14 protein-coding genes and 1 tRNA gene are annotated in these 21,764 nt (G+C 57.4%); 13 read left to right on the top strand and 2 right to left on the bottom strand.

The window, feature by feature from the left end; genetic code table 11:
* The first annotated feature begins 383 nt into the window (after nt 1–383).
* From rppH to recD, 12 genes are all read left to right on the top strand, one after another.
* On the top strand, nt 384–914 hold the full coding sequence (gene rppH, locus HMPREF3143_RS12875) for an RNA pyrophosphohydrolase (RefSeq protein ID WP_013098553.1): 531 nt from the start codon (nt 384–386) through the stop codon (nt 912–914).
* Nucleotides 915–926: 12 nt separating this feature from the next.
* Nucleotides 927–3,173: a phosphoenolpyruvate--protein phosphotransferase gene (ptsP, locus tag HMPREF3143_RS12880; protein ID WP_008499665.1), complete on the top strand. Its 2,247-nt coding sequence runs from the start codon at nt 927–929 to the stop codon at nt 3,171–3,173.
* Nucleotides 3,174–3,365: 192 nt separating this feature from the next.
* Nucleotides 3,366–4,241 carry a prolipoprotein diacylglyceryl transferase gene (gene lgt / locus HMPREF3143_RS12885; RefSeq protein WP_070533293.1) on the top strand — a complete coding sequence of 292 codons (876 nt, stop codon included), beginning with the start codon at nt 3,366–3,368 and terminating at the stop codon, nt 4,239–4,241.
* A gap of 6 nt (nt 4,242–4,247) precedes the next feature.
* Entirely contained in the window at nt 4,248–5,042 is a 795-nt protein-coding gene (gene thyA, locus HMPREF3143_RS12890) for a thymidylate synthase (protein WP_070533295.1), read from the top strand.
* Between the two features lie 184 nt (nt 5,043–5,226).
* Nucleotides 5,227–5,691 (top strand): prepilin peptidase-dependent protein, encoded by a 465-nt coding sequence (locus tag HMPREF3143_RS12895; RefSeq protein ID WP_025912413.1) that lies wholly within the window; start codon nt 5,227–5,229, stop codon nt 5,689–5,691.
* Entirely contained in the window at nt 5,682–6,242 is a 561-nt protein-coding gene (locus tag HMPREF3143_RS12900; protein ID WP_070533296.1) for a prepilin peptidase-dependent protein, read from the top strand. Before HMPREF3143_RS12895 ends, HMPREF3143_RS12900 begins: the two co-directional genes overlap by 10 nt.
* Nucleotides 6,239–6,640, top strand: a complete 402-nt coding sequence (locus HMPREF3143_RS12905) for a DUF2509 family protein (protein ID WP_070533298.1) — start codon at nt 6,239–6,241, stop codon at nt 6,638–6,640. The genes HMPREF3143_RS12900 and HMPREF3143_RS12905 overlap by 4 nt, the downstream gene beginning before the upstream one ends.
* Nucleotides 6,625–6,948, top strand: a complete 324-nt coding sequence (locus tag HMPREF3143_RS12910) for a prepilin-type N-terminal cleavage/methylation domain-containing protein (RefSeq protein ID WP_070533300.1) — start codon at nt 6,625–6,627, stop codon at nt 6,946–6,948. The genes HMPREF3143_RS12905 and HMPREF3143_RS12910 overlap by 16 nt, the downstream gene beginning before the upstream one ends.
* Nucleotides 6,949–6,960: 12 nt before the next feature.
* Nucleotides 6,961–10,335 (top strand): exodeoxyribonuclease V subunit gamma, encoded by a 3,375-nt coding sequence (recC, locus tag HMPREF3143_RS12915; RefSeq protein WP_070533303.1) that lies wholly within the window; start codon nt 6,961–6,963, stop codon nt 10,333–10,335.
* Nucleotides 10,336–10,474: 139 nt separating this feature from the next.
* Nucleotides 10,475–13,357 (top strand): pitrilysin, encoded by a 2,883-nt coding sequence (gene ptrA, locus HMPREF3143_RS12920; protein WP_070533305.1) that lies wholly within the window; start codon nt 10,475–10,477, stop codon nt 13,355–13,357.
* On the top strand, nt 13,354–16,896 hold the full coding sequence (recB, locus tag HMPREF3143_RS12925; RefSeq protein ID WP_070533308.1) for an exodeoxyribonuclease V subunit beta: 3,543 nt from the start codon (nt 13,354–13,356) through the stop codon (nt 16,894–16,896). Before ptrA ends, recB begins: the two co-directional genes overlap by 4 nt.
* Nucleotides 16,893–18,713, top strand: a complete 1,821-nt coding sequence (gene recD, locus HMPREF3143_RS12930; RefSeq protein WP_023325996.1) for an exodeoxyribonuclease V subunit alpha — start codon at nt 16,893–16,895, stop codon at nt 18,711–18,713. The genes recB and recD overlap by 4 nt, the downstream gene beginning before the upstream one ends.
* Nucleotides 18,714–18,747: 34 nt before the next feature.
* Here the strand turns inward: recD and argA are convergent, their stop codons facing one another.
* A complete protein-coding gene (gene argA, locus HMPREF3143_RS12935) occupies nt 18,748–20,079 on the bottom strand; it encodes an amino-acid N-acetyltransferase (RefSeq protein ID WP_008499655.1) in 1,332 nt (443 codons plus the stop codon).
* 227 nt (nt 20,080–20,306) lie between these two features.
* On the opposite strand from argA, the gene amiC reads away from it, so the two are divergent.
* Nucleotides 20,307–21,560: an N-acetylmuramoyl-L-alanine amidase AmiC gene (amiC, locus tag HMPREF3143_RS12940; protein WP_021242006.1), complete on the top strand. Its 1,254-nt coding sequence runs from the start codon at nt 20,307–20,309 to the stop codon at nt 21,558–21,560.
* An 87-nt stretch (nt 21,561–21,647) separates the two neighbouring features.
* On the opposite strand, the gene HMPREF3143_RS12945 is transcribed toward amiC, so the two are convergent.
* Nucleotides 21,648–21,724 (bottom strand) — tRNA-Met (locus HMPREF3143_RS12945).
* Nucleotides 21,725–21,764 lie beyond the last annotated feature (40 nt).

Consider the following 21,764-nt stretch of genomic DNA (forward strand, 5'->3'; position numbering starts at 1 on the left):
GCACAATCTGTGGATAAAACCGACGCTGTTCGATCTTTCATCAGTGCGACGATCCCTGATGTGACGATCGTCACGCTAATCAGTTTTTTGTTTATCTCAATGCGTATAACCATATGAAAATAATCATATTAATGGAGTGGGGTATAAAAAGACGTTTTGTGGTGCTTGAGGTTGTTCATCGGTAATCAGACACTTCTTCACAACTATATCCACAGAAAAGGTGAATAAAATTCCCTTTGCTGTCTCATATCTGTTTATAACTCCGCACATATTTGTGAGTTATTCAATTGTTATTAGGTTGCAGGCCTGTAAGAGAGTGGTTTACCGCCTCCCTGTAGTGTGAAACAATCATTCATATATAAGGTTTAGTTTGGGGTAGTCCGGTGATTGATGACGATGGCTACCGCCCAAACGTAGGAATAGTAATTTGTAATCGTCAGGGCCAGGTGATGTGGGCCCGTCGATATGGTCAGCACTCCTGGCAGTTCCCGCAAGGCGGGATCAATCCTGGAGAGTCCCCAGAACAAGCGATGTACCGGGAGCTTTTTGAAGAGGTCGGTTTGAGCCGAAAAGATGTTCGCATCCTGGCTTCGACCCGCAACTGGTTGCGTTACAAGTTACCGAAACGTTTGGTGCGTTGGGACACAAAGCCGGTTTGTATCGGCCAGAAACAGAAGTGGTTTCTGTTGCAGTTGGTGGGCAACGATTCAGACATCAATATGCAAACCAGCAGTACGCCGGAGTTCGATGGCTGGCGCTGGGTGAGCTATTGGTATCCTGTTCGTCAGGTCGTGTCATTTAAGCGCGATGTTTACCGTAGGGTGATGAAAGAGTTTGCAAGTGTGGTGATGCAGCTTCAGGAGATCCCGCCTAAGCCGCAGAGCGCACCTGCCTGGCGACGTAAAAGAGGTTAAGCTACGCAAATCATGCTCACCCGCTTGCGAGAAATAGTCGAGAAGGTGGCCAGCGCGCCGCGTCTGAACGAGGCGCTGAATATTCTGGTCACCGACATCTGTCTTGCGATGGAGACCGAGGTCTGTTCGGTGTATCTGGCCGACCACGATCGGCGCTGCTATTACCTGATGGCGACCCGTGGTTTGAAAAAACCGCGTGGACGCACCGTTACGCTCGCATTCGATGAAGGTATCGTGGGTCTGGTTGGGCGACTGGCTGAACCCATAAACCTTGCTGACGCGCAAAAACACCCCAGCTTTAAATACATTCCTTCCGTAAAAGAAGAGCGCTTCCGCGCTTTCCTTGGCGTGCCGATTATCCAGCGTCGCCAGCTTCTCGGCGTGCTGGTTGTCCAGCAGCGTGAGCTACGTCAGTACGACGAAAGCGAGGAGTCATTCCTCGTCACGCTGGCTACGCAGATGGCGGCGATCCTCTCCCAGTCTCAGCTTGCCGCGCTCTTTGGCCAGTATCGCCATACGCGCATTCGTGCCCTTCCGGCCTCGCCAGGCGTAGCGATTGCTGAAGGCTGGATGGATGCCACGCTGCCGCTCATGGAGCAGGTTTACGAAGCCTCAACGCTTGATGAAGCGCTGGAGCGCGAGCGTCTTACCGCCGCGCTGGAAGAGGCCGCGAATGAATTTCGTCGCTACAGCAAACGCTTTGCCGCAGGCGCGCAAAAAGAGACGGCGGCCATCTTTGACCTCTATTCGCACCTGCTTTCCGATGCGCGCCTGCGCCGTGAGCTTTTTGCGGAAGTGGATAAAGGCTCGGTCGCGGAGTGGGCGGTTAAGAAGGTCATCGAAAAATTTGCCGATCAATTTGCGGCACTGACCGACGGTTACCTGAAAGAGCGCGCAGGCGACCTGCGCGCCCTGGGGCAGCGCCTGCTGTTCCATCTTGATGACACCATTCAGGGGCCGAACGCCTGGCCAAAACGGTTTGTTCTGGTCGCCGATGAACTCTCAGCAACGACGCTGGCTGAACTGCCGCAGGACAGGCTGGCTGGTGTGGTGGTGCGCGATGGTGCCGCCAACTCGCACGCCGCCATTATGGTGCGCGCGCTGGGTATCCCTACCGTTATGGGGGCGGACATTCAGCCGTCGGTGCTTCATCGCCGTACGCTGGTGGTCGACGGCTATCGCGGTGAGCTACTGGTCGATCCTGAGCCGGTTCTGCTCCAGGAATACCAGCGTCTTATCAGCGAAGAGAATGAATTAAGCAAGCTGGCGGAAGATGACGTTAACCTGCCCGCCCAGCTTAAGAGCGGTGAGCGGATCAAAGTCATGCTCAACGCCGGTTTAAGCCCTGAGCATGAAGAGAAGCTGGGCAGCCGCATCGACGGCATTGGCCTGTACCGCACTGAAATCCCGTTCATGCTGCAAAGCGGTTTCCCCTCTGAAGAGGAGCAGGTGGCGCAGTATCAGGGCATGCTGCAAATGTTTAACGACAAACCTGTCACCCTGCGAACCCTGGACGTCGGGGCGGATAAACAGCTGCCCTATATGCCGATCAGCGAAGAGAACCCCTGCCTTGGCTGGCGTGGGATCCGCATTACGCTCGACCAGCCTGAGATCTTCCTGATCCAGGTGCGCGCGATGCTCCGCGCCAACGCGGCGACGGGCAATCTCAGCATCCTGCTGCCGATGGTCACCAGCATCGACGAGATCGACGAAGCGCGTCGGTTGATCGAACGTGCAGGCCGTGAAGTGGAAGAGATGATCGGTTATGCGATTCCGAAACCGCGGATCGGCGTCATGCTTGAAGTGCCGTCTATGGTCTTTATGCTGCCGCAGCTGGCGAACCGGGTTGATTTTATCTCTGTCGGCACGAACGACCTGACGCAATATATTCTGGCCGTCGACCGTAACAACACCCGCGTCGCCAGTATCTACGATAGCCTGCATCCGGCGATCATTCGCGCCTTAGCGATGATTGCCCGTGAAGCGGAGCAGTACGGCATTGATTTACGCCTGTGCGGTGAAATGGCCGGGGACTCCATGTGCGTTGCGATCCTGATTGGTCTGGGGTACCGCCATCTGTCGATGAACGGTCGCGCTGTTGCCCGCGTGAAGTATCTGTTGCGGCATATTGACATCAATGATGCCCGAGAACTGGCAGAGCGTAGCCTTGAGGCGCAGCTGGCAGCGGAGGTCCGTCATCAGGTCGCGGCGTTTATGGAACGACGCGGTATGGGCGGTCTGATCCGCGGCGGCCGCTAAAGCCTTTCTCCCTCTCCCTGTGGGAGAGGGCACCAGCGCGCATAAAACCCTATACACATCTTTTACATCTCGGGCGCATCCTCCGCGCCCGCCTTGTGCTATGATTCGCAACTTTGGAGCCTCTGCTTACGGCAGAATCGCATTTCTACCGCTGTCCACTTTCAGCGGAATAACAACATCTTGTGGTGACAGATGAACAGTGGTTATCTGCATTTTCCGGAATTTGATCCGGTCATTTTCTCAGTAGGACCTGTTTCGCTTCACTGGTACGGTCTGATGTACCTGGTGGGCTTCATTTTTGCCATGTGGCTCGCTGGCCGTCGCGCCAGCCGTCCTGGCAGCGGCTGGACTAAAAACGAAGTTGAAAACCTGCTCTATGCGGGCTTCCTCGGCGTATTCCTCGGTGGCCGTATTGGGTATGTGCTGTTCTATAACTTCCCGGTATTCCTGAATGACCCTCTCTATCTGTTCCGCGTCTGGGACGGCGGCATGTCCTTCCACGGCGGCCTGATTGGGGTGATTCTGGTGATGGTGATTTTTGCCAAACGCACCAAACGCAACTTCTTCCAGGTTTCCGATTTTATCGCACCGCTGATCCCGTTTGGTCTCGGGGCAGGCCGTCTGGGCAACTTCATCAACGGTGAGCTGTGGGGGCGTGTCGACCCGAGCGTTTCCTTTACCATGCTGTTCCCGGGGTCGCGCGCGGAAGACATGGCGCTGTTGCCGTTGCACCCTGAGTGGCAGTCCATTTTCGATACCTACGGCGTGCTGCCGCGCCATATGTCCCAGCTGTACGAGCTGGCGCTGGAAGGCGTGGTGCTGTTTATCATCCTCAACCTGTTTATCCGCAAGCCACGTCCGATGGGGGCTGTTTCCGGGCTGTTCCTGATTGGCTATGGCGCGTTCCGCATCATCGTCGAATTCTTCCGCCAGCCTGACGCCCAGTTTACCGGCGAGTGGGTACAGTACATCAGCATGGGGCAGATCCTCTCCATTCCGATGATCGTCGCGGGTGCCATTATGATGATTTGGGCGTATCGTCGTCGTCCACAGCAACAACTTTCCTGAGGAACCATGAAACAGTATCTTGAATTGATGAAAAAAGTGCTCGATGAGGGCACGCCGAAAAATGACCGCACCGGTACCGGTACGCTCTCCATTTTTGGCCACCAGATGCGCTTCAACCTGCAAGAAGGCTTCCCGCTGGTGACGACAAAGCGCTGCCACCTGCGCTCGATCATTCATGAACTGCTCTGGTTCCTGCAAGGCGATACTAACGTTGCGTATCTGCACGAAAATAACGTCTCCATCTGGGACGAATGGGCAGACGAGAACGGCAACCTGGGCCCCGTTTACGGCAAGCAGTGGCGCGCATGGCCCACGCCTGATGGCCGCCATATTGACCAGATCACCACCGTGATGAACCAGCTGAAAAACGATCCAGACTCGCGCCGCATCATCGTTTCCGCCTGGAACGTCGGCGAGCTGGATAAAATGGCGCTGGCGCCGTGCCACGCGTTCTTCCAGTTCTATGTCGCTGACGGCAAGCTCTCCTGCCAGCTCTACCAGCGCTCCTGTGACGTGTTCCTCGGCCTGCCGTTTAACATTGCCAGCTATGCGCTGTTAGTTCACATGATGGCGCAGCAGTGCTACCTGGAAGTGGGTGATTTCGTCTGGACCGGTGGGGATACCCATCTCTACAGCAACCATATGGAACAGACGCATCTCCAGCTAACCCGCGAACCGCGTGCGCTGCCGAAGCTGATTATCAAACGCAAACCGGCATCCATCTTCGATTACCGCTTTGAAGATTTCGAGATTGAGGGCTACGACCCCCATCCGGGCATCAAAGCGCCTGTCGCTATCTGATGCGGTAAAGCCTGACACAACCGGTGCTGTTTAGCGCCGGTTTTTTTTCGCCTTTCTCCCGTTTCCCGAAGCGCTATCCAGAAAGCGTGCAACGCGCTGCAACCCTCCCAATTCTGCGGATGACGCCTCGTAAAACGATAATCCGATGCTCGTCATGTTCACGGCGCTTCGCCACACTCCCGGTATGAAAAAAGAGAACGGTTTTACGCTTATCGAAACGCTGGTCGCTGTTTCGCTTGTCGTTATCCTCAGCGCTTCAGGTCTGTACGGCTGGGACAGCTGGCAACGGCATCAGCGGCTGTGGCAAACCGCCAGTCAGGTGCGAGATTACCTGCTGTTTCTGCGCAACCATGCCAACCGCCACAACCGCGACCATCAAATCACCCGTCAGCGGGTTGGCGACAGGGACTGTCTGGTGAGCTCTGCCGTGCAGGGCTGTGAGAAGGACAGTCCCTTTGTGCTGCTCCCCCTCTGGCCTGAGGTCGCGATCGGCGAGGTCACGCCGTCGCTGGGGTTCTATGGATTACGGGATACGGCATGGGCAGGGCGGATACGCGTTCAAAGTCGTGCCGGAGACTGGCTGATTATCGTTTCAGACGGAGGGCGCATCAGGATGTGTAAGGTCTCCGAGGGAGGACAATGTCGATGAGACAGGGCGGCTTTTCGCTTACCGAAGTGCTGATTGCTACGGCCATCAGCAGCCTGTTATTGATAAGCGCATCGCGCTTTTTGCCCGGATTGCAGCGGGCGGTATCACTGCAATCTGCCCAGCGAGAGCTGGAAGAAGAGGTCTGGCAACGCCTGTTCGCCCTCGGCAAACAGCTTCAGCGTGCAGGGTACTGCGCGGGAAATTGCCAGGGACAGGCGCTGACGATCGGCAGGCAGGGGCGCTGCATCATTGCGCGGTGGGATGCCAACAGTAACGGCGACTGGGATAGCAGCGCGTCAGAAAATGACAGCACCGGTTTTCGTCTGGAATCGGGGGCGCTGGAAACCCTGCGTGGCGCGACGTCGTGTGAAGGAAAAGGGTGGGAAAAGCTCACGGACCCGGACAGGCTTGCGATAGCACACTTTGTGGTGAGGAGAGTCGAACATGCCGGTTTTGCGCCAGAGCTGAATATCGAACTGGCCGCGAGGCGTAAAGATGAAAAAGGGGAACCCTGGCAGGCGTTGTATACGGTCACGGGGTATAACCTGTGAGCCGTCAACGCGGGATGTCTTCGCTGGCGCTGGTCCTGCTTTTACTGGTGCTCGGTACCCTGATCCTGACGGGCCTCAATCAGCAGCTCACAACGTTCACTATGCTCGTCGGCGGGGAGAGCCGCTCGCTTCAGCAACAGGCGACGGTGCAGTCCGCGCTTGAATGGGGACGCGTTCAGCGCTGGGCGTCAGCGCCACCAGTCCAGTGCAAAACGACATCGGCATGGCGGGTGTGTTTGCGGCAGCTGAGCGAGGCGCGGGTACTGCTGATAGCCGGTGACAGCGACCTGCTGCTCTGGCGCACGGGAGAGATCGTCGGCGGGAAAATTCGCTTTTCGCCTCACGGCTGGAGCGATTTTTGTCCCCTTAAGGAGCGCGCGTTATGTCAGCTGCCGTGAGCAGAGAAAAAGGGTTTAGCATGGTTGAGGTCCTGCTGGCGATGGTGCTGCTGGTGGTGGTCGTGACGGCACTGTCCGGGTACCACCGGGCGCTGGCGGCGCGGTTTATCGTGTTTAATCAGTATCGCCAGCTCTGGCACCATGCCTGGAACCAGTCTCAGCTCTCAACAAATGTTCTCCCGGCAGGCTGGCAGGCCAGTCGGGGGCAGACAACGCTCGCAGGATGTGTCAGCATCACGGTTACACTTATTTCTCCTCTGGGTCGGCGCGGTGAGTTAACGCGTCTGCATTGCCCGGTTAGCCAGTAGTCGGGAGCGTCTATGTTAAGGGTCTACCACTCAAATCGTCTGGATGTGCTGGAAGCACTGATGGAGTTTATCGTTGAGCGCGAGCGGCTTGACGATCCTTTTGAGCCTGAAATGGTGCTGGTGCAGAGCACCGGTATGGCGCAGTGGCTGCAAATGTCGCTTTCTCGCAAATTTGGTATTGCCGCGAATATTGATTTCCCGCTGCCTGCGAGCTTCATCTGGGAGATGTTTGTCCGCGTTTTGCCGGATATCCCGGAGCAGAGCGCCTTCAACAAGCAGGCCATGAGCTGGAAGCTGATGGCGCTGCTGCCGGAAATGCTGCAGCACGATGAATTTGCCATGCTGCGCCACTACCTCAATGACGATACCGACAAGCGCAAGCTGTTCCAGCTGGCGTCGCGCACTGCCGATCTCTACGACCAATACCTTGTTTACCGTTCTGACTGGTTAATTCGTTGGGAAGCGGGCGAGTTGGTTGAAGGCCTGCCGGAGGCGCAAATATGGCAGGCCCCGCTGTGGAAAGCGCTGGTGGAGCATACCGAGAGGCTGGGCCAGCCTAAGTGGCACCGTGCCAATCTCTACGATCGGTTTATCTCGATACTTGAAAATGGGTCGGAACGCCCGGCCCGACTGCCGTCACGCGTTTTTATCTGCGGGATATCTGCATTACCCCCTGTCTATCTGAAGGCGCTGAATGCGCTGGGTAAACATATCGATATTCATATTTTGTTTACCAACCCCTGCCGACAGTATTGGGGGGATATTCTCGACGAACGCTGGCTTGCACGGCTGGTAACTCGCCAAAGAAAGCGCCTTTTTGAAGAACGATCCATCCCGCTGTTTAAAGACGGCTCGACGGCCGGGCAGCTTTTCGATGAAGACGGTATCCAGAACCTGCCCAATCCGCTGCTTGCCTCGTGGGGGAAGCTGGGGCGTGACTACATTCACATGCTTTCAGACATCACTTCCTCAGGTGAAGGTGATGTGGATGCCTTTGTTGAGATCGCCCCGGACTGCCTGCTGCATAATATTCAGTTAGATATTCTGGATCTGGAAAACCGCGCCGTCATGGGCGTGACGGCGAACGAGTTCGAACGCAGCGACAATAAGCGAAAACTGGATCCTGACGATCGCAGCGTCACGATCCACGTTTGCCACAGCCCGCAGCGTGAGGTCGAAGTGCTTCACGACCAGCTGCTGGCGATGCTGCAGGAGGATCCCGATCTGACGCCACGCGATATCGTGGTGATGGTGGCGGATATTGACACCTACAGTCCCTTTATTCAGGCCGTCTTTGGCAGCGCGACGGGGGAACGGTACCTGCCTTACGCGATATCTGACCGTCGTGCCCGCCAGTCGCATCCGGTATTGCAGGCGTTTATCACTCTGCTTTCACTGCCGGATAGCCGATTTATCTCCGAAGATGTCCTGGCGTTGCTGGATGTTCCCGTGCTGGCCGCACGCTTCAACATTAATGAAGAGGGTCTGCGCTACCTTCGTCAGTGGGTTAACGAGTCTGGCGTGCGCTGGGGGATCGATGACGATAACGTTCAGGAGTTCGAGCTTCCCGCAACCGGACAGCACACCTGGCGATTTGGCCTGACGCGTATGCTGTTGGGCTACGCCATGGAAAGCAGCCAGGGCGAGTGGAATGAGGTGCTGCCTTACGATGAGTCCAGCGGGTTAATTGCTGAACTGGTGGGGCATTTAGCATCGCTATTAATGCAGCTTAATCGCTGGCGATATGCGCTGTTGCAGCCGCGTCCACTTGAAGAATGGCTCCCGGTCTGCAGGGCGTTACTCAATGATTTCTTCCTGCCGGACAATGACACCGAAGCGGCGATGGCGCTCATTGAAACCCAGTGGCAGGCCATCATCGACGAAGGCGTGAATTCCCACTACCACGAGGCCATCCCGCTGTCGCTGTTGCGTGATGAGCTGACGCAGCGGCTTGACCAGGAGCGAATCAGCCAGCGTTTCCTGGCGGGGCCTGTCAATATCTGCACCCTGATGCCCATGCGTTCTATCCCGTTCAGGGTGGTCTGCCTGCTTGGCATGAACGACGGTGTGTATCCGCGCGCGCTGCCGCCGCTGGGGTTCGACTTGATGAGCGCAAACCCAAAACGGGGCGATCGTAGCCGCCGGGATGATGACCGCTACCTTTTCCTGGAAGCGCTCATTTCCGCGCAGAGCAAGCTCTATATCAGCTATATCGGCCGTTCCATTCAGGACAACAGCGAGCGTTTCCCCTCCGTACTGGTGCAGGAGCTGGTGGACTATATCGGCCAGAGCCACTACCTGCCGGGAGATGAAGAGCGCAACTGTGATGAAAGCGAGCAGAGGGTGAAAGCCCATATCACCTGTTTCCACAGCCGCATGCCGTTTGACCCGGTGAACTATATTGCCGGCGAGCGCCAGAGCTATGCCCATGAGTGGTTACCGGCGGCGAAAAAAGAGGGGAATGCGCATACTGATTTCATTCAGGAACTTGACCCGCGCCCCATCGACACCCTGACCTTCGAGCAGCTTCAGCGGTTTTGGGCACATCCGGTGCGCGCCTTCTTCCAGCAGCGACTGCAGGTCAACTTCCGCTCTGAAGAGAGTGAAATTCCTGATGCAGAACCGTTTACGCTGGAAGGTCTGGAGCGCTACCAGTTAAACCTGCAGCTGCTGAATGCGCTGGTTGAAGAGGAAGATGCGGACAAACTTTACCGTCGCTACCGTGCTGCGGGTCAGCTGCCCTACGGAGCGTTCGGGGAGATCGTCTGGGAGGCGCAGTGCCAGGAGATGACCGCTCTGGCAGAGCGCGTAAGAGCGTGCCGACAGCCCGGGAAAAGTATTGAAATTGATCTCAACTGTAACGGGGTACAGCTCACGGGCTGGTTAACCCAGGTACAGCCGGATGGGCTGCTGCGCTGGCGGCCCTCAATGCTAAGCGTTTCGCAAGGATTGCAACTCTGGCTGGAACATCTTGTCTACAGTGCGGGTGGGCATAAAGGCGAAAGCCGCATTTTCGTGCGCAAAGAGGGCGAATGGCGCTTCCCGCCGATGGAAGCCGAGCAGGCGTTAGGTTATCTGTCTTTGTACATTGAAGGCTACCGTCAGGGAATGAACAAACCGCTCCTGTTACTACCGGAAAGTGGCGGCGCCTGGATAAAAGCCTGTTATGACGCGCAGAATGATGCGATGTTAACGGATGAGGCTTCGCTCCCGAAAGCGCGCAGTAAGTTTATGCAGGCCTATGAAGGAAACATGATGGTGCGGGGTGAAGGTGAGGATGTCTGGTATCAGCGTTTGTGGCGAGCGCTTGAGCCAGAGTACTTTGAGGCTATCACGGAAGAGGCGCAGCGCTACCTGTTGCCGTTGTTTAGATTTAATCAGTCCTGAGCGCTGTATAAAAATTGCGCAGATAAAGGTGTTCATTTATGATGCACTTCTTATCACGGACTGATGTACCCAAAGAAAGAGATGTTGGCGTGTCCAGCACGCAGTTTGTTAATGATGTAGCCGTGATAAAGAGGTCGTAATGCCAGGCAGCACCTTGTTTAAAGCGTTTGTTTTGTTTATTGCCCTTTGGGCGCCCGTCACTCACGCAGACTCCGGTTGGCAACCCGTTCAGGAAACTATCCGTAAGAGCGAAAAAGATACCCGTCAATATCAGGCTATTCGCCTTGATAACGGGATGACCGTGCTGCTGGTTTCCGACCCGCAGGCGGTGAAATCCCTGTCGGCATTAGTGGTGCCGGTTGGGTCGCTGGAAGATCCTGACGCTCATCCTGGGCTTGCACACTATCTGGAACATATGACGCTGATGGGGTCAAAAAAATACCCGCAGCCAGATAGCCTGTCCGAATTTCTGAAGATGCATGGCGGCAGCCACAATGCCAGTACGGCACCGTACCGCACGGCCTTTTATCTCGAAGTCGAAAATGATGCGCTGGAAGGGGCTGTCGATCGCCTTGCCGATTCCATCGCCGCGCCGTTGCTGGATAAAAAATACGCCGATCGTGAACGCAATGCGGTGAATGCCGAGCTGACCATGGCCCGCACGCGAGACGGTATGCGCATGGCGCAGGTCAGCGCCGAAACCATCAACCCTGCGCACCCGGGTTCGCGCTTCTCCGGCGGTAATCTGGAAACCTTGAGCGACAAACCGAACAGCCCGGTGCTGGATGCCCTGCACGCGTTTCGCGATAAATACTACTCCGCCAACCTGATGAAAGCGGTCATCTACAGCAATAAACCGTTGCCGGAGCTGGCAGCCGTGGCGGCCAAAACCTTTGGCCGGGTGCCGAATAAAAATATCGACCTGCCGCAAATAACCGTTCCGGTGGTCACGGACGCGCAAAAAGGCATCGTGATCCACTACGTTCCTGCCATGCCGCGCAAAGTGCTGCGCGTGGAATTCCGCATTGATAACAACACGGCACAGTTTCGCAGTAAAACCGATGAGCTGGTCACCTATCTGATTGGTAATCGTAGCCCGGGTACGCTGTCTGACTGGCTGCAAAAGCAGGGGCTGGCGGAAGGCATTCGCGCCGACTCCGATCCGGTTGTGAACGGCAATAGCGGCGTGCTGGCGATCTCCGCCACCCTGACTGACAAAGGACAGGCCAACCGTGATGAAGTCGTAGCGGCTATCTTTAGCTACCTCTCCTTACTGCGTGAGAAAGGCGTCGATAAGCGCTATTTTGATGAACTCGCGCACGTGCTGGATCTCGATTTCCGCTACCCGTCCATCACCCGCGACATGGATTATGTGGAGTGGCTGGCGGACACCATGATCCGCGTGCCGGTGGAACATACCCTCGACGCGGTGAATATTGCCGACCGGTATGATGCCGGGGCGTTAAAAGACCGCCTGGCGATGATGACGCCGGAGAATGCCCGCATCTGGTACATCAGCCCGAACGAACCGCATAACAAGACGGCGTACTTTGTCGATGCCCCTTATCAGGTGGATAAAATCAGCGCCCAGACCTTCGCCGACTGGCAGAAGAAGGCCGGTGAGATTGCGTTGAAGCTGCCGGAGCTGAACCCCTATATTCCGGATGACTTCTCGCTGATCAAAACGACGAAAGATTACCCGCATCCGGAACTCATCATTGATGAGCCCACGCTGCGCGTCGTGTACACCCCAAGCCGCTATTTCGCCAGCGAGCCAAAGGCCGATGTCAGCGTGGTGCTGCGTAACCCGAAAGCCATGAACAGCGCCAAAAATCAGGTGATGTTCGCGCTCAATGACTATCTCGCCGGTATCGCGCTCGATCAGCTCAGCAACCAGGCCGCCGTGGGCGGGATCAGCTTCTCCACCAACGCCAATAACGGTTTGATGCTTAATGCAAACGGCTATACCCAGCGCTTGCCTCAGCTGTTCCAGGCCCTGCTGGAGGGCTACTTCAGCTACACGCCGACGGAAGAGCAGCTTGAGCAGGCTAAATCCTGGTATGCCCAGATGATGGATTCTGCCGAGAAGGGCAAGGCTTACGATCTGGCGCTTATGCCGGCGCAAATGCTGTCGCAGGTTCCTTATTTCCAGCGTGAGGATCGCCGCGCGCTGCTGCCTTCCATCTCCTTAAAAGACGTGCTCGCGTACCGCGACGCGCTGAAAACCAACACGCGTCCGGAGTTCCTGATCGTTGGCAACATGAGTGAGGAGCAGGCCAAAACCCTGGCGCAGAATGTTCGCACTCAGCTCGGCTCTAAAGGCGACGAGTGGTGCCGCAACCAGGACGTGCTGGTTGAGAAAAAACAGAATGTGATTTTTGAAAAGGCGGGCAACAGCACGGATTCCGCGCTGGCCGCGGTCTTTGTGCCAACGGGCTACGATGAATTCGCCAGTTCAGCGCAGAGCGCCGTGCTGGGACAGATTATTCAGCCGTGGTTCTATAACCAGTTACGCACAGAGGAGCAGCTTGGCTACGCGGTGTTTGCCTTCTCCATGAACGTCGGTCGTCAGTGGGGGCTGGGTTTCCTGCTGCAAAGCAGCGATAAACAACCGGCGTATCTCTGGCAGCGTTACCAGGCCTTCTTCCCGCAGGTGGAAGCAAAACTGCGTGCCATGAAGCCGGAAGAGTTTGCCCAGATCCAGCAGGCCGTCATCGCGCAGGTGATGCAGCCGCCGCAGACGCTGGGTGAAGAAGCCTCGCAGCTGAGCAAAGATTTCGATCGCGGTAATCTGAAATTTGATTCGCGTGATAAAGTAGTGGCCGAGATAAAACAGCTGACGCCGCAGAAGGTTGCCGACTTCTTCCATCAGGCGGTCATTAAGCCGCAGGGAATCACCATCCTGTCTCAGGTTTCCGGTAGCCAGAACGGGAAAACGGAGTACGTGAACCCGAAAGGCTGGAAAGTCTGGAAGAGCGTCAGCGCGCTGCAGCAATCTATGCCCTGGAGTAAGAAAGAATGACCGATACCGCTGAGTCCCTTGATCCCTTACGTTTACCTCTGCAGGGTGAACGATTGATTGAAGCCTCAGCGGGAACGGGAAAAACCTTCACCATTGCCGCCCTCTATCTCCGCCTGCTGTTAGGCCTTGGCGGCAACGCCGCTTTTCCACGTCCTTTGAGCGTGGAAGAGCTGCTGGTGGTCACCTTCACCGAGGCCGCTACCGCAGAGCTGCGGGGCCGTATTCGTACCAATATCCACGAGCTGCGCATCGCCTGTCTGCGTCAGAGCACGGATAACCCCCTCTACGCCAGCCTTCTGGAAGAGATTGCCGATAAGCAGCAGGCAGCCCAGTGGCTGCTGCTCGCTGAACGGCAGATGGACGAAGCGTCCGTCTTTACCATTCACGGTTTTTGCCAGCGCATGCTGAGCCTGAACGCGTTCGAGTCCGGTATGCTGTTCGAACAGCAGCTCATTGAAGATGAGTCCGTGCTTCGCTATCAGGCCTGCGCGGATTTCTGGCGTCGCCACTGCTACCCCTTACAGCGCGATATTGCCGAAGCGGTACACGCGCTCTGGAAAGGCCCGGAGGCGCTGCTGCGCGCGATCGATCGTTATCTACAGGGGGAAGCGCCGGTCATCAAATCCCCGCCGCCGGCAGATGAAACCCTGGCCTCGCGGCATGAAAAAATCATCGCGAAAATTGCAGACATCAAGCAAAAGTGGATGGAGTCAGTCGGCGAGATTGACGCCATTATCGAAAATTCCGGGATTGACCGTCGCAAGTTCAACCGTGGCAATCAGGGAAAATGGATCGACAAGGTCAGCGCCTGGGCGCAGGAAGAGACGCGGGGCTACCAGCTCCCGGACGCGCTGGAGAAATTCTCCCAACGTTTTCTGGCTGAGCGGACAAAAGCCGACGGCATTGTGCCTGAGCATCCCCTGTTTGTGGCGATTGAAACCCTGCTGGCGGAGCCCCTTACGCTCAACGATCTGATGATCGCTCGCGCCATGACGGAAATTCGTGAAGCCGTGGCGCGCGAAAAGCGCCGCCGTGGCGAGCTGGGGTTCGACGATATGCTGAGCCGCCTGGATGCGGCGCTGTGCAGTGAAAATGGCGAAGCGCTTGCCGCCGCGATTCGCACCCGCTTCCCGGTGGCGATGATAGACGAATTCCAGGACACCGACCCTCAGCAGTACCGCATTTTCCGCCGTATCTGGCGCCAGCAGCCCGACACCGCGCTGCTGTTAATCGGCGATCCGAAACAGGCCATCTACGCCTTCCGCGGTGCGGATATTTTCACCTATATGAAGGCCCGCAGCGAGGTTGCCGCGCACTACACGCTCGATACCAACTGGCGCTCCTCCCCCGGCATGGTGGAAAGCGTCAACGCGCTGTTTAGCCGCATGGATACGGCGTTTATGTTCCGTGAGATCCCGTTTCAGCCGGTAAAATTTGCCCCGAAAAATGCCTCGTTGCGCTTCGAGTTTAACGGCGTGACGCAGCCTGCCATGAACTTCTGGCTGCTGGATGGGGAAGGCTGCGGCGTTGCCGACTATCAAAATGCCATGGCCCAGCACTGTGCTGCGCAAATCCGTGACTGGCTCAGTGCGGGAGCGCGAGGCGAGGCGCTGCTGTGGAAGGGGGATAACCCCACCCCGGTAAAGGCATCGGATATTACGGTGCTGGTGCGCAGCCGTCAGGAGGCCGCATTCATCCGCGACGCCCTGACGTTACTGAATATCCCCTCCGTCTACCTCTCGAACCGTGACAGCGTCTTTGAAACGCTGGAGGCGCAGGAGATGTTATGGCTGCTGCAGGCCGTGCTGGCCCCGGAGCGGGAAAGTACATTGCGCAGCGCATTAGCCAGCGCGATGCTCGGACTGAACGCGCGCGATATTGATGCGCTCAACAATGACGAAGCCGCGTGGGATGCGGTGGTGGAAGAGTTTGTCCACTACCGGGAAAGATGGCAGAAGCGCGGGGTGATGGCGATGGTGCGCGAGCTCATGGCTCAGCGCCACATTGCCGAGAATATGCTGGCTACCGCAGGTGGCGAGCGGCGTTTGACCGATATTTTACACATCAGCGAACTCTTGCAGGAAGCGGGTACGCAGCTGGAGAGCGAGCACGCCCTGGTGCGCTGGCTGGCGCAGCAGATTGCCGATCCGAACACCAATTCATCCAGCCAGCAGATGCGCCTCGAGAGTGATAAACATCTGGTGCAGATCGTCACCATCCACAAGTCGAAAGGCCTGGAATATCCGCTGGTCTGGCTGCCGTTTATCGCCAATTACCGCGTGCAGGATCAGGCTTTTTACCACGATCGCGAGTCTTTTGAGGCGGTGCTCGATCTCAGCAACGCGGAGTCCAGCGTTGAGCTGGCAGAGGCCGAACGTCTGGCGGAAGATTTGCGCCTGCTCTACGTGGCGCTGACCCGCTCGGTATGGCACTGCAGCCTGGGCGTTGCGCCGCTGTTGCGTCGCCGTGGCGAAAAGAGCGGAGAGAGCGATTTTCATCTGAGCGCGCTGGGGCGGCTTATTCAGCAGGGTGAACCCAAAGACGCGGCGGGCCTGCGCCAGTGCATCGAATCCCTTTGCTCTGAGCATGTTGCCCTGCATATTCCATCGCTGCCCGACAACAGCCGCTGGCACATGCCGGAGCCGCACGAGTCAGATCTCCATGCCCGTCGGGTGATACGCACTATTGCGGACGACTGGCGCGTGACCAGCTACTCCGGCTTACAGCAGCACGGGCAGAGTATTGCGCAGGATCTGATGCCAAAACTGGACGTGGATGCCGCAGGCGCCGGTAGCGTACCCGCTGAGCCGGTGCTGACGCCGCACCAGTTCCCGCGCGGCGCCTCGCCGGGCACGTTTTTACACAGCCTGTTTGAAGAGCTGGATTTTACCCAGCCGGTTTCCGAAGCGTGGGTGCTGAAGATGCTACAGAGCGGTGGTTACGACGCGCAATGGCAGCCGGTTCTTACTGAATGGATCCGCGCGGTTCTGCACGCCCCGCTCACCGCACAGGGGATCTCGCTTAGCCAGTTGACCACCAAAGATAAGCAGGTGGAGATGGAGTTTTACCTCCCCATCGCCAGCCCGCTCAGGGCCGAGGCGCTTGATGCGCTGATCCGCGAGTACGATCCGCTGTCCGCCGGGTGCCCGCCGCTGAACTTCCGCCAGGTGCAGGGAATGCTAAAAGGCTTTATCGACCTTGTTTTCCGCCACGACGGGCGCTACTACCTACTGGATTACAAATCGAACTGGCTGGGCGAAGACAGCACAGCCTATACCCAACAGGCGATGGCGTCGGCTATGCAACTGCATCGCTACGATCTGCAGTACCAGCTTTATACCCTGGCGCTGCACCGTTACCTGCGCCATCGTATTGCCGATTACCGTTACGACGCGCATTTTGGCGGCGTGATTTACCTGTTCCTGCGCGGCGTGGATGCCAACGACCCGCACTCCGGCGTCTTTAGCACGCGTCCGGCTGTGGAACTGATTGAAAAAATGGATAACCTGTTTGCCGCAGGCACGGAGGAGATGGCATGACGATGCAGGCGCTACTGCTGGACGCGGTTGAACAACGATTACTGCGCCACCTGGACGTGCAGTTTGCCATGATGGTGGCAGGCGAGGAGCCAGCCGTCATGCTTGCCGCCGCGATTCTGAGCAAAGATGCGGGGGAAGGGCACGTATGCCTGCCGCTGTCGCGTCTGGCGGTGGATGAGAAAATGCCGCCGGCTTTACAGGCGTGTTTCGCGCTGCTGGGTGACGCACTGGACTGGCAGGCGATACTACGCGGTTCGCCTGCCGTGAGCGGAGCCGATACCGGGACGCCAATGATTCTGGTCGGCGAGCGTTTGTATCTTAACCGGCTGTGGCGTAACGAACTGACGGTGGCGCGCTTCTTCAGCGAGACCAACGCCCCGCTTCCCTGCGATGAAACGCAGCTCCGGCAAACGCTGGATGCGCTGTTTTCCTCTGACGAGGCGACAGACTGGCAGAAAGTGGCGGCAGCCGTGGCCTTAACGCGTCGGATCTCGGTGATTTCAGGCGGACCGGGCACCGGGAAAACGACCACCGTGGCAAAACTGCTTGCCGCGCTGATTCAGCTCTCGGGTGAGCAAAAGTGCCGTATTCGCCTGGCGGCCCCCACCGGTAAAGCGGCGGCGCGTCTGACGGAATCGTTAGGCGGCGCGCTGCAAAAGCTGCCGCTTACCGGGGAGCAGCTGGCGCTTTTCCCCAACGAAGCCAGCACGCTACACCGTTTGCTTGGCGCTCAGCCCGGCAGCCAGCGTTTGCGCTACCATGCCGGTAATCCCCTGCACCTGGATGTGCTGGTGGTGGATGAGGCGTCGATGATTGACCTGACGATGATGTCGCGTTTGATTGATGCCCTACCGCCGCACGCGCGCGTTATTTTCCTGGGCGATCGCGACCAGCTTGCCTCCGTGGAGGCAGGGGCCGTACTGGGCGATATCTGCACCTATGCCAGCCTGGGATATACCGCAGAACGCGCTCAGGAGCTAGCCCGTCTCACCGGATGCTCGCTCACCTCTGAAAACCATTCGCTTGCAGGAGCGCTGCGCGACAGCCTGTGTCTGCTGCAGAAAAGCTACCGCTTCGGCAGCGATTCCGGTATCGGCCAGCTTGCGGCGGCCGTGAACCGGGGCGACCGGCGCACAACCACTGCGGTGTTTGACGGCACCTTTACGGATATTGAGAAAAAATCGCTGCAGACCGGGGAAGAGTATCAGGCGATGCTGGATGATGCCCTGCAGGGGTATCAGCACTTTCTGACGGGCGTACAACAGCAGCGTTCGCCGGAGCAGGTCATTGCCGCATTTGGTGAATATCAGCTGCTTTGTGCGCTGAGGGAAGGCCCCTTTGGTGTCCGGGGCCTGAACGACAGGCTGGAACAGCTGCTGGTGCAAAAGCGTAAAATTAACCGTACCCCGCACTCGCGCTGGTATGAAGGGCGGCCGGTGATGATTTCCCGCAACGACAGCGCGCTGGGGTTGTTTAACGGGGATATCGGGATTGCGCTCGACTGCGGCCAGGGGCTGCGCGTCTGGTTCCAGATGCCGGACGGGAGCGTGAAGTCTTTCCAGCCCAGCCGTTTGCCCGAGCATGAAACCGCCTGGGCGATGACGGTGCATAAGTCCCAGGGCTCCGAGTTTAACCACGCGGCGCTGATCCTGCCCACGCAGCTTTCCCCCGTCATTACCCGCGAGCTGATCTATACCGCCATTACGCGCGCGCGTCAGCGCCTGTCGCTGTATACCGATGAACGCGTGCTGGTGCAGGCGATTGCCACCCGCACGGAACGCCGGAGCGGGCTGGGCGCGATATTTGAGTCCCTCTGAACGAACGCCCTCGCCGCACGGTGAGGGCGTCGTATCATCCCAGGTCCGCCATCAGCACTTTTGAACGGCGCTGATAGTTGTACATCTCTTTCTTCGTTTCCGGCAGAGAATCGATATCCACCGGCGTGAACCCGCGCTCCTGGAACCAGTGAATGCTGCGCGTCGTCAGGACGAACAGCTTGCTCAGCCCCATCTGGCGCGCCTGTGCCGCCACGCGCTCAAGCAGCATTTCACCGCGTGAAGAGCTGCGGTAATCAGGATGCACCGCCACGCAGGCCATTTCACCGATCTTCTCTTCCGGGAACGGATAGAGCGCGGCGCAGGCAATCGTCAGGTTATCGCGCTGAATAATGGTGAATTTGTCGATCTCCATCTCCAGCTGCTCGCGTGAACGACGCACCAGAATGCCCTGCTGTTCCAGCGGGCGGATCAGCTCCAGAATGCCGCCGATGTCGTTAATGGTGGCGCGGCGGATCTGCTCCGCACTCTCCATGACAATCTGCGTACCAATACCGTCGCGGGAGAACAGCTCCTGCAGCAGGGCGCCGTCTTCCTGATAGCTGATCAGGTGGCTACGGCGCACGCCGCTGCGGCAGGCCTTCACGGCGCCACGCAGGAAGCGGACCGTGCCGGAGTGGTAATCGCCTTCGGCTTCCAGCGCCTCCACGCGGGCCTGGGCTTCATTCGGGAAGAGTTCCGGCACGATCGTTCCTTCATCATTCACGACGCCCTGGGAGGAGCAGAACCCAATCATTTTTTCCGCCTTCAGCTTGATCGCCAGCTGCGTGGCGATCTCTTCTGAGGTCAGGTTAAAGCTTTCGCCGGTCACGGAAACGGCGACCGGGCCCATCAGCACGATGGCGCCGCTGTCCAGCTGGCGGTGAATGGCTTCTTCATCAATACGACGAATGCGGCCGCTGTGGCAGTAATCCACGCCATCGTCCACGCCGAGCGGCTGGGCAATGATGAAGTTGCCGCTCACGACGTTGATATGCGCGCCCTGCAGCGGCGTGTTGTTCAGGCTCATGGACAGGCGAGCGGTGATATCCAGCTGCAGCAGACCTGCCGCCTGCTTCACCAGCTCAAGGGTTTTGGCATCCGTGACGCGGGTATGCTTGTGGTAAATCGGCTCGTGGTGGTGAGCGGCCAGGTTAGCGTCGATCTGCGGGCGCGCGCCATAGACCACCACCAGGCGGATCCCCAGGCTGTGCAGCAGGCCAATGTCATTGACGATGCTGGAAAAATTTTCATGCTCAATGGCTTCGCCGCCAAGCATGATGACAAACGTTTTTCCCCGATGGGCGTTGATATAGGGAACAGAATGGCGGAATCCCTGGACCAGTTCGGTTCTACGTTCCTTCACCATGGCACAACCCTTAATGAATGTTTATTCGTAATTTCTGTATTTTTATTCGATTGTGGCCGCATGTGCAAGCGCAAATTTTCCGCGACCCACAGAAAATGATAAGTAATCCGTGCGTTAGCGTATGATTGTTTACCCTTTTATAGATGACAGTTTATGCGTCATTCGTTAAAGTTTTCGGTCAATCTGGACATTTTGTATATCAGTCAGTGTTCTTGCTCGGGAGAAGCATGTCGGGATCCAATTCAGCAATAAGCCGCCGCCGTTTGTTAAAAGGGGCCGGGGCAATGTGGTTGCTTAGCGTCAGTCAGGTCGGTCTTGCCGCCACCAGTCAGGTCGTGGCGGTGCGCGTCTGGCCATCGTCGACCTATACGCGCGTGACGGTCGAATCCAATCGCGTGCTGAAATATAAGCAATTTGCCCTCAGCAACCCGGAACGTGTGGTGGTGGATCTCGAAGGCGTTAACCTCAACTCCGTGCTGAAAGGGATGGCGGCGCAGATCCGCGGCGACGATCCGTTTATTAAATCGGCGCGCGTCGGGCAGTTCGATCCGCAAACCGTGCGCATGGTGTTTGAACTGAAGCAGAACGTGAAGCCGCAGCTGTTTGCCCTGGCGCCTGTCGCCACGTTCAAAGAGCGCCTGGTCATGGATCTCTATCCGGCCAATGCGACGGATATTCAGGATCCGCTTCTTGCCCTGCTGGAAGATTACAACAAAGGCGATCTGCAACGTCAGGTTCCGCCGGCGCAAAGCGGTCCGCAGCCGGGGAAAGCAGGGCGCGATCGTCCGATTGTGATCATGCTTGATCCAGGCCACGGCGGCGAAGACTCCGGTGCGGTGGGGAAATACCGCACGCGTGAAAAAGACGTGGTTCTGCAAATTGCCCGTCGTCTGAAGGCGCTGATTGATAAAGAAGGCAACATGCGCGCCTATATGACGCGTAATGAAGACGTCTTTATTCCGCTGAAGGTCAGGGTGGCGAAAGCACAGAAGCAGCGCGCAGATTTGTTCGTCTCGATCCATGCGGATGCGTTTACCAGCCGTCAGCCAAGCGGCTCGTCGGTGTTTGCGCTCTCAACCAAAGGCGCGACCAGTACCGCAGCAAGATACCTGGCGGACACCCAGAACGCCTCGGACCTGATCGGTGGCGTGAGCAAAAGCGGCGACCGCTACGTTGACCACACCATGTTCGATATGGTGCAGTCGCTGACCATTAACGACAGCCTGAAGTTTGGTAAAGCGGTGCTGGGCAAGCTGGGCAACATCAATAAGCTGCACAAGAACAGCGTTGAACAGGCCGGATTTGCGGTACTCAAGGCGCCGGATATCCCGTCCATCCTGGTTGAAACCGCGTTTATCAGTAACGTGGAAGAGGAGCGTAAGCTCAAGACGGCAAAATTCCAGCAGGAAGTGGCGGAGTCGATACTGGCAGGGATACGGGCGTATTTCTCTGACGGGGCGACGCTGGCGCGGCGCGGGTAGATCTATTGGCCGGGTTTATGCCCGGCAAATTCACAAACGACAGATACAAAAAAACACCCTTAAGGGTGTTTATTGTTTTAGAAGTGTTGGTTGCGGGGGCCGGATTTGAACCGACGACCTTCGGGTTATGAGCCCGACGAGCTACCAGGCTGCTCCACCCCGCGTCCGTCTTTCTACTCTCGCAGAAACTTACTTCTTCAAATT

The organism is Enterobacter sp. HMSC16D10 (genome assembly GCF_001807145.1).
Lineage (GTDB): Bacteria > Pseudomonadota > Gammaproteobacteria > Enterobacterales > Enterobacteriaceae > Enterobacter > Enterobacter roggenkampii.

Coding starts and splice junctions, on each gene's coding strand:
- lgt (WP_070533293.1), top strand. CDS start 3,366: ATGAACAGTGGTTATCTGCATTTTCCGGAATTTGATCCGGTCATTTTC.
- argA (WP_008499655.1), bottom strand. CDS start 20,079: ATGGTGAAGGAACGTAGAACCGAACTGGTCCAGGGATTCCGCCATTCT.
- HMPREF3143_RS12895 (WP_025912413.1), top strand. CDS start 5,227: ATGAAAAAAGAGAACGGTTTTACGCTTATCGAAACGCTGGTCGCTGTT.
- recC (WP_070533303.1), top strand. CDS start 6,961: ATGTTAAGGGTCTACCACTCAAATCGTCTGGATGTGCTGGAAGCACTG.
- HMPREF3143_RS12910 (WP_070533300.1), top strand. CDS start 6,625: ATGTCAGCTGCCGTGAGCAGAGAAAAAGGGTTTAGCATGGTTGAGGTC.
- ptrA (WP_070533305.1), top strand. CDS start 10,475: ATGCCAGGCAGCACCTTGTTTAAAGCGTTTGTTTTGTTTATTGCCCTT.
- amiC (WP_021242006.1), top strand. CDS start 20,307: ATGTCGGGATCCAATTCAGCAATAAGCCGCCGCCGTTTGTTAAAAGGG.
- HMPREF3143_RS12900 (WP_070533296.1), top strand. CDS start 5,682: ATGTCGATGAGACAGGGCGGCTTTTCGCTTACCGAAGTGCTGATTGCT.
- ptsP (WP_008499665.1), top strand. CDS start 927: ATGCTCACCCGCTTGCGAGAAATAGTCGAGAAGGTGGCCAGCGCGCCG.
- recD (WP_023325996.1), top strand. CDS start 16,893: ATGACGATGCAGGCGCTACTGCTGGACGCGGTTGAACAACGATTACTG.
- thyA (WP_070533295.1), top strand. CDS start 4,248: ATGAAACAGTATCTTGAATTGATGAAAAAAGTGCTCGATGAGGGCACG.
- recB (WP_070533308.1), top strand. CDS start 13,354: ATGACCGATACCGCTGAGTCCCTTGATCCCTTACGTTTACCTCTGCAG.